This is a genomic window from Microcoleus sp. D3_18_C4 (genome assembly GCF_036702355.1).
Classification (GTDB): Bacteria; Cyanobacteriota; Cyanobacteriia; order Cyanobacteriales; family Microcoleaceae; genus Microcoleus.
The window spans coordinates 53,578-61,722 of sequence record NZ_JAUBTF010000047.1 but is presented as its reverse complement, the minus strand read 5'-3'; the positions used below and the strand labels follow the sequence as shown (position 1 = coordinate 61,722).

The following is an 8,145-nucleotide window of genomic DNA, read 5'->3' as shown; positions in this document are numbered from 1 at the left end:
GGGTGTGACGGGAACGTTAAATGCTTACCCTACTTACATTATAGCTTACTTATCTCTGATTTATTGTTTAAGTCCCGCTAATGCCATAATTCTCGATGTCTTCCCACCCTTGCGCTCCGGCGATGATAGCGAAAATTGCTATCGCTAGGATATCGGTGAGTTGATGTTTCTTAGTTCGCTCGACTCTGTGGTCTTTAATATCTGCAAAATGTGCTACTAAACTTTGTTGAATATCTTGAATCTCTGCTACTTCCCGGAGCAGGGTAAGCGCACCTCAAACGCAGTTGCCATCTAGGTTGTAGGACTGCTACTTTGAGAGAGTTCAGGGAGTGCTGCGACTAATACCTTCACCATATAGTCATCGCTCATCGCAGCCAGTCTCGTTTTCTGGACTAAACTGCGTTTTTTGCCTGTGGATTCTCGATTGAGGGCATTGAGGGCGAACCGTCGTAAAACCGCCAGGTTCTGGGGACCGTGCATCGACCGCACCCGACAGGCATCTTCACCAAAGGTGACATCGAGAACCCAATGTTGGGAGTTCTCAATGCCCCAGTGCTGTCGAATGGCACCGCCAATCCGCGGGTTATCGGCGTCCAGACTCGTGAGGTAAAACTGGATCTCATGGGTGGTTTTATGCCACAAATGACGGGTTCGTTCAACGATGACAATGGTCCGCAATCCTACCCAGCCATCGGCTTCATGCACTGAGGCAAAGGCGTTCAGGGGAATGGTCCACACCTGCCGCTTTTCGATGCGGTGATGGCCGGATTCCACCGTGTAGTCTGCACTTTTGGGTAAGGTGTTCTCAATCTGGGCCGTCTCAAACCAGGTCTGAACTTGCTGGAAGAGGGTCGGATGATTCTTTTTTAAACAGAGGATGTAGTCGGCGTTTGCCCCTTGAATCTGCGCTGCAATCGTTTTTTGAGTGTCCATGGCATCCAGGGTGACAATGCAGCCTGTAATATCCAGCAGTTCGAGCAAGGCGGGAATAGCCGTGATTTCATTGGATTTATGCCGGACTTTCGTTTGACCTAAGACCAAGCGATGGTCTGCGGCCCAGGCACTGACCAAATATAAGCACTTTTTTCGATTGTGGCGATCATAGGAACCCCTCAGTTGCTTGCCATCAATGGCAATGACTTGAACGCCGAGGTCCGTGACTAAGGTGCGAACCCAGTTCTCGAACGTGGCTTCCATCTGTTTGGGGTGAAGACGTTCCATCACCCGCCGAAAGGTATCTGGGCTGGGGATGCCATTGGGTAGTGCCAAGAAGGTCCAAAGCCAAGCTTGTTTGCCGCTGCCATAGAGTTCCATCGCTTCCCAGCCTTGTCCGCCTGCAATTGTGGAGAGAATCGCAATGATGAGAATATCGGATAAATGATGCCATTGTCCCCGTTCGACGGGCGGGATCTGCGACTGATTTGAAACAATCTACTAAGCCTTGGCTTAAGGCTGATATTTCTAAGGGAACCGCACGAGGTGTGGTCAGTTCAACAGCGGGCGCAAATCCTTGAGACATAACGGGAACCAAGATGTGGGAACATCCTCCAGTGTCACCTTGTGTCAGCCTCCAAGCGGGGAAATCTCACAAACCTTTAGCATTGCACCTTTAATTTCAGGATCTGGCTTATTAATCTGTATCCTGAGCTACTATTTAACGTGCGCTTACCCTGGTAAATATGCTTCAAAACAAACTTTGTCTAAATGCGAAAACTCCCAAAAAAAACTTTTTCCCGTAGCGCTCGATACTGCCCCATACAGCCAAAAACACTCAAATTTCCATTGATGCTTCCCGACGGGCTTTACACCTGAAAGCGTCAGCTTGCGCCGACGAATTGTATGTAGCCCTATCCGCGTTTCATCACGCTCACCAATAAGTGACTTTTTTATATTTGTTTACTTGAGGTAAAGCTTTGTGTAGTAAAGCTTTTATCTGTTGATGCAAGTTATTTTTGAATTCCTTAATCGCCGTAGATTTCTGAGAAATACTGCGAGGTCTTGGAATTTTTAATTTACTTTTCAATTCGCCTCTAACCAAAGAATATACAGCCGGGTAACTACTGGCTATTCCTTTAATCAACCAGAGCCAAAGATGAACTTCTTTATAACTCTGAAATCCTTCAGGGTCTCTCAACTCTTGTTGCAAGGTCGCTGCTATTTCAACTGAGAACTTTTTTGGGCGACCGAAAACCTGCCGATTTTTTAACAAATTTTCCAGACCGCCCTTTCTATATTGGGAGAGCCAGCGATGAATCGTTGCCTCACTTTTACCTAAAACTGTGGATACTTCCCGAACAGTTTCTACTTGTTTTGACTGAAATAAAGCATTTGAACTTTGTTATAAGCTAGGATTCTTTTTTGCTGTTTGAGGATTGCTCGTAAATTTTCTACAGATTCGGTAATCTTTATATGAGGACGACCAGACATTGTAATTCTCGCCTTTACTTTTTACAAAAGTCTATCATACCATTTTCCTAAATTCCTGCTACAGATAAACCCTCTAATATGAATGGATATCCCGTCAAAGAAGCAATCACTTCGTTAGTCAGCTTTTTTAACTCTTTTTGCACTGTCTCTCTCAATTCTTCTCTACCATCAAATCTCAACCATTTCAATTGTTCCTTGATATATCCCCACAGCCTTTCTATGGGATTCACTTCCGGACTATAAGCCGGTTGAAACAGTAAAATCACGTTTTCTGGTATACTTAGGTTCAATGAACAATGAAATCCTCCATTGTCTAGTTGAATTATATGCAAATCATCTGGATAAGCGGTGGCAAATAGCTCCAAAAACTTCTCAAAACACACGGCTCGTCTAGATGCGTAAATTCATAAAAAAATCTCTCTCCTGTTTGAGGTTCTACTACTCCATACAACCACAGATATATAAAGTCCCATTGCACTGCTCCGTGAGGCTTAATGCCTTTGCCAGTTAATTTCCTTCTTTAAATTGTGTGTAGCCCCATTCGACTTTCGTCTTGGCTCCCATAGCGAATTTTTTGCCATTGCTTTAAAAAGCTCTCACTTGGACTCAGGCCGGCTTTTACTAAGGATGGCAGTTTTTTTAAAATTCTGCTACTGCACCTTTTTTTCTGTTTTTCACTCACGGGACGCGGCACTTTTAATTTCCCTTTGAGTCGATATCTTGCCCACTGATGTACTGTTCGATAGGCAACTTTTACTTCGCAGCAACTTGTCAGCCAGTGATGTACTTTTTTGTAGCTACTAAATCCTTCGGGTTCTTGTAATTCTTTTGATAATCTCTCTACAGTTTCAGGATTCATTATTCTTGGTCTTCCTGAACGAGGTTTCTGCAATAATAATTCTTCGATTCCCCCCGAACGATAACTAGACAACCATCTTTGTATTGTGGTACGATGTTTCCCTAACCGCACAGCAGCAGACAATACGCTGTCTACCGTTTGGGTTTTGAGCCAATACAGAACTTGCAGTTTTTCGTAGCAAGTCACATCTTTCTCTTTCCTCAGAAGAGCTTTCAGTTCTTCTTCTGTTTCCCGAATTTCAATTTTGACAACTCCTGACATTTTTCTTCTTTATATTTGGGTACTAATTCACAAAAAAGACACCTACTAACTGTAGCACTATTTTAGGAAAGTGGTATCACATCTTTAAAAAAATGGTATAAGTCTTTTGTCAAGAGGCTTTCGGAGAGTTCTTAAAAAAGAATTGGTCAGACCCTCGTTGCTTTTCAGGAAAAGGGGCAATAATTAACTTAACATTCGGTTTTCGCTGCTGTTTAATAATGCCTAAATCTCGATTTTGGGGTCAGCGAAATACTTGATTGGATCTGTTGCTTTACCTTTATGATGAGCCATAGTAAAATGATAAAGACCGCGATAAATCATTTCTAAAGAAATCTGCTCAAAAGGTAGAGCTAGTTCATCAGCTACCGCATCACCTAAATCTACTAAAACTGCATAAAATAACCAAGTTGCCCAAATCTGTAATTTAATCCCATTGATTGAACCCGTCCATAAATAGCTTAAATCTAACAGCCTTTTTACAATATTAAAAGCTTCTTCAATCCGCCAACGTCTCCGATACAAATCTGCTACTACATAAGGGGTAATTTTTCTGGCTCTAGCACACTTGTTAAATAAGAATGCCAGGTTTCTCCTGAACGAACTTCAATCAAACGTAAGGTAATAAACGGAGTTTTCTTTGTTCCAGACCCCAAACGTATCTTACGGTCTCGCAGTCCATAACTATCGGTAAATACTTCCTCTACTTTGATGGCGGCTCCTTTCTTTATTCGGGTAATAAAGTTAACCTTTCGCTCAATTAATTCTAACCAAAAATTAAAGTGATAAAAGCCTCTATCTAATAGTAATAACGTATTTTTGCTGACGAAATTGAGGATATTTTCTTCAAGTTTTACATCAGATTCTTTCGCATTTTCGGTAAACCAAATTTCGACTGGCAATCGAGTTACTAGATCAATTACTGTACTTATTTTCCCCGCCAATTGTCCTATTTTAGCTTCCTCTAAGTTTGATGATTTCCGAAATAATGCCTCTAATATTGAACTATCTATAATCCAAATTTGCTCAAATCTGGTTAATGTAAACTGAATACTTTCTGGTAAGGTTCGTTGATTTCTGCTCTGCCAATTTGTTCTTAACCTTGGCAATAAATCTTTAAATACTTGTTCAAATAACTCGGTCCGAAAGGTCAAAAATCTCGCTCGACAGTGCTTGTTGGCTGACTTGAGTGGGATTACACCACAGAAAGCCGTCTCTCGTTAACATTCTGGTCAGTTCTCTTACTCCTGCTACGTCTCGCCAGAGTAAGGTTAAGACCGCAGCCATCATCAATGGCAAGTTGAGAATTCGGTCCCGAAGTTTTAGCTGACGGTAGGAATTTTCCTGATGGAGCATGGCTGGTGTCAGTAATGCTTCGAGTTGCTGGGCAATTACTTCATCCTCTATAAGTGGTCGTTGTTTCTTTTTCGCGTGGTCCCGATTGGTAGTTCTGGTCTTGGTCATGGCTGGTCATAATTGCTCAACTACTTGCCTATTCTGAGTTTCATCTATTTTTTAACCAATGTAAATACCCCCTTGACAATTTACCCATCACCTTAACTTGTCACTAATGGTTTTGGAGTGGATCATTGGTATATAGCGATCGCAAATGAATTGTAAATCACAAATCATGTATAATAATGAGGACGTAAATCTCAGTAGGAGTTGAGATGTCCCAAAAGAAATCGGCCGAAGAATTTGTGGAGCATGAAGTCCAAGCTTTATTGGAATTCGAAAATTTTATTGCCAGCAATCACGACCCAAGAGAACTTAAAAGAGCTGCTTCTATCCACAGGTTAATTCAAGGGGTTCCCCGCGGAACTATTCAAAATATATTGGGAGTATCATCTCCATTTATCAGTAAGTGGAAAATCAATTATGCGTTGCAGGGAAGTGAAGGGTTGCGCTTAAACCATCAGGGTTCGCGGGGACAACTTAAGCCTGAATAACGAGCGGAAGTCATCCAATGGTTAACCAATAAAAACCAGTGGGATTTATCCGAATTGTCAAATTATATAGCCGAGCGATATCAGATTGAATTTCAATCAAAAACTAGCTACTACCAACTTTTTAATTCAGCGGGAATTAGCTGGAAAAAATTTCAAAAAAAGAATCCAAAACGTGATGAATACCTCGTCAAAAAAAAGCACCAAGAAATCTGTGAAATTCTGGAAGAACACCGCTCAGCTATAGAAGCGAGAAAGCTTGTGGTGTATTTGATTGATGAGTGTCATCTATTGTGGGAAGATGTCTGTGGTTATCTTTGGGGAAGGCGCAACGAGAGAATAGAAATACCAAGGCGTGAATCAGAGAGAAAAACAAACTTATTATGGCGCAGTAAATTATTTAACAAAATACTTTGTTCTGCGAGAATATGCAACGGCAAATTCTGAGAATACAGTGGCTTTCTTAAAAGACTTACAATCTTTAAATCCCGAAGCCAGACATTTGATTATTTGGGATGGAGCCAGCTATCACAAATATAAAGAAATGAAAGCTTACCTAGAAGAAATTAATCAAGGTAAGGAGCGGGATGAATGGCCTTTAACTTGTGTCCTGTGTGCTCCTAATGCTAGGCGAGCAGAATCCAGTCGAAGATATTTGGCTTCATGCCAAGACTTGGGTGAGAAAATTTGGGAATCGGCTCAGTTATGAATGCCTTGGTTAAATGGTTTTTCAATTTTACCATACAGTCACAAAGCTTTGACTTTCTCAAGTTACACAAATTTGGTATTTTTGAACCAACACTCAAGGGAACTGCTGCTCGATCGAACCCTTAATTAATTTACGAATGATTTGCGATCGCTATAGATTTGCTAAGCAACGATTACATTGGACATTACCTAACTTAAGAACTCCCGAACAATCAGAGCGGTGGAGCGATTTAATGCCGTTGATGAGTTGGCAACTCTGGCTGGCTAAGGACTTAGTGGTCGAGAATCGACTGCCTTGACAATCTGAAGCGTATCAATTTAACTCCTGGACGTGTTGCCCAATCAATGTTGTCGATTTTAGTTGATATTGGTACTCCGGCTCAACTGCCTAAACATAGGGGAAAATCCCCTGGTTGGGAAAAAGGAAAGGCACGTACTAAAGCACCGTACTATCCCACTGTTAAAAAACGGGTTTCTCAACGCAAAAAATCTTCAAAATTAGCTGTTTAATCTTCTACCTCTTGAGTTGTTGAGTAACAGTTTGCCTTCTAGTAAAAGGCAGCTACTTTTAGCTGCTACCATTGTTTAGTCTAAACTCCAATTACTAAGCAACTGCAAGTTCATATTGCAGAACTAAAATTTCATTAGCTTTCAACATAGCCATAGCATATTCACTCCTTTGACTATCAGCAAACTCCACTAAATACTGACATTCCTTTCCCGTATCATACACTTCAACAATAGTTCCCACAAGTCCAACTGGCAAACTAGAAATAGATGCGTATTCTGGTTCCACTGGCGCTAATCGCGTATTTGAAATCGGCTTGAGAATTGCAACAGAATCCAAAACTCTAAAGTGTGTGATCATAGTTTAAGAAAAGCTGAAATTCAACAACGGTTAGAATTAGTTGAACTAATTTCCCAGAAGTACCTTCTCAAGGTTTTTAGGGGCAGGTTTAGTTAGGATATACGCAATCGCAGCGAGTTTACACCTTTCACGCACCCGCCCTCCCCACGCTAGGATTTACCCATTACTTAGGCCTTAAGTTCGCGCTGCTAAACTCAGAAGCCACAATCATCGACCCAATCCCCGCATCCGTAAATATTTCTTGCAGCAAAGCATGAGGAATTCGGCCGTCAATAATGTGAGCACCCTTCACACCCTGAGCCAAACTCCGCACACAACAATTAACTTTCGGAATCATCCCCCCAGAGACAACTCCCGACTCAACCAACTCTCTTGCTTCTTGAATATCTAACTTAGCAATCAGACTATCCGGCTTGTGATAATCCTCTAAAATTCCCGCAGTATCAGTCATCAAAATCAACTTTTCCGCTCCCAAACCAGCCGCAATTTCTCCAGCCACCGTGTCAGCATTAATGTTGTAAGATTGACCGTTTTCATCGGCTGCCACGCTCGACACCACCGGAATATAACCGCTGTTCACCAAAGACTCCAAAATCTGGATTTTCACGCCGCTGACTTCACCCACAAACCCAATTCCCTCGCGGCCATCTGGACGAGCTTGAATCAGATTGGCATCCTTGCCACACAATCCCACTGCTTTGCCACCAGCTTGGTTGATTAAGGAAACAATTTCCTTATTTACTTTCCCCACCAAAACCATTTCTACAACTTCCATTGTCGCCGCATCAGTCACTCTCAAACCATCCTTGAATTGCGGCTCAATTCCCAGTTTTTCCAGCCAAATATTAATTTCCGGGCCGCCGCCGTGAACCACAACCGGACGCATCCCCACGCAAGCTAGCAGCACAATATCCCGAACCACCTTGTCTTTGAGATTGCTATCTTTCATCGCCGCACCGCCATATTTGACCACAATGGTGCGACCGGCAAAGTGTTGAATGTAAGGTAGTGCTTCGGACAGCACCTCTACTCGATTAGTGTCCGAATTCCTAACAAAATCGCTTTGTTTGAGCATGGGT

5 protein-coding genes and 5 pseudogenes are annotated in these 8,145 nt (G+C 42.2%); 1 reads left to right on the top strand and 9 read right to left on the bottom strand.

Annotation, left to right across the window (positions count from 1 at the left end):
• Positions 1-76 precede the first annotated feature (76 nt).
• The 7 genes and pseudogenes from QUA90_RS21570 to QUA90_RS21545 all read right to left on the bottom strand — a co-directional run.
• Positions 77-262 (bottom strand): annotated as a pseudogene (locus tag QUA90_RS21570) (transposase family protein); the annotation flags it as partial.
• 29 nt (positions 263-291) lie between these two features.
• Positions 292-1,519 (bottom strand): annotated as a pseudogene (locus tag QUA90_RS21565) (ISAs1 family transposase).
• 348 nt (positions 1,520-1,867) lie between these two features.
• Complete coding sequence (locus tag QUA90_RS21560; RefSeq protein WP_445300129.1) at positions 1,868-2,209, bottom strand: hypothetical protein; 342 nt, start codon at positions 2,207-2,209, stop codon at positions 1,868-1,870.
• A 9-nt stretch (positions 2,210-2,218) separates the two neighbouring features.
• A pseudogene (locus QUA90_RS30500) lies at positions 2,219-2,314 on the bottom strand (helix-turn-helix domain-containing protein); the annotation flags it as partial.
• A gap of 160 nt (positions 2,315-2,474) precedes the next feature.
• On the bottom strand, positions 2,475-2,810 hold the full coding sequence (locus QUA90_RS21555; protein WP_333447646.1) for a transposase: 336 nt from the start codon (positions 2,808-2,810) through the stop codon (positions 2,475-2,477).
• 137 nt (positions 2,811-2,947) lie between these two features.
• Positions 2,948-3,547 carry a helix-turn-helix domain-containing protein gene (locus QUA90_RS21550; RefSeq protein ID WP_333447645.1) on the bottom strand — a complete coding sequence of 200 codons (600 nt, stop codon included), beginning with the start codon at positions 3,545-3,547 and terminating at the stop codon, positions 2,948-2,950.
• Between the two features lie 109 nt (positions 3,548-3,656).
• Positions 3,657-5,008: pseudogene (locus tag QUA90_RS21545) on the bottom strand (IS4 family transposase).
• Between the two features lie 206 nt (positions 5,009-5,214).
• Here QUA90_RS21545 and QUA90_RS21540 point away from each other — a divergent pair.
• Positions 5,215-6,324: pseudogene (locus QUA90_RS21540) on the top strand (IS630 family transposase).
• Between the two features lie 478 nt (positions 6,325-6,802).
• Here QUA90_RS21540 and QUA90_RS21535 read toward each other — a convergent pair.
• On the bottom strand, positions 6,803-6,994 hold the full coding sequence (locus tag QUA90_RS21535) for a DUF4926 domain-containing protein (protein ID WP_445300128.1): 192 nt from the start codon (positions 6,992-6,994) through the stop codon (positions 6,803-6,805).
• Positions 6,995-7,229: 235 nt separating this feature from the next.
• Positions 7,230-8,141 (bottom strand): acetylglutamate kinase, encoded by a 912-nt coding sequence (gene argB / locus QUA90_RS21530; RefSeq protein ID WP_333034924.1) that lies wholly within the window; start codon positions 8,139-8,141, stop codon positions 7,230-7,232.
• Positions 8,142-8,145: the final 4 nt, after the last annotated feature.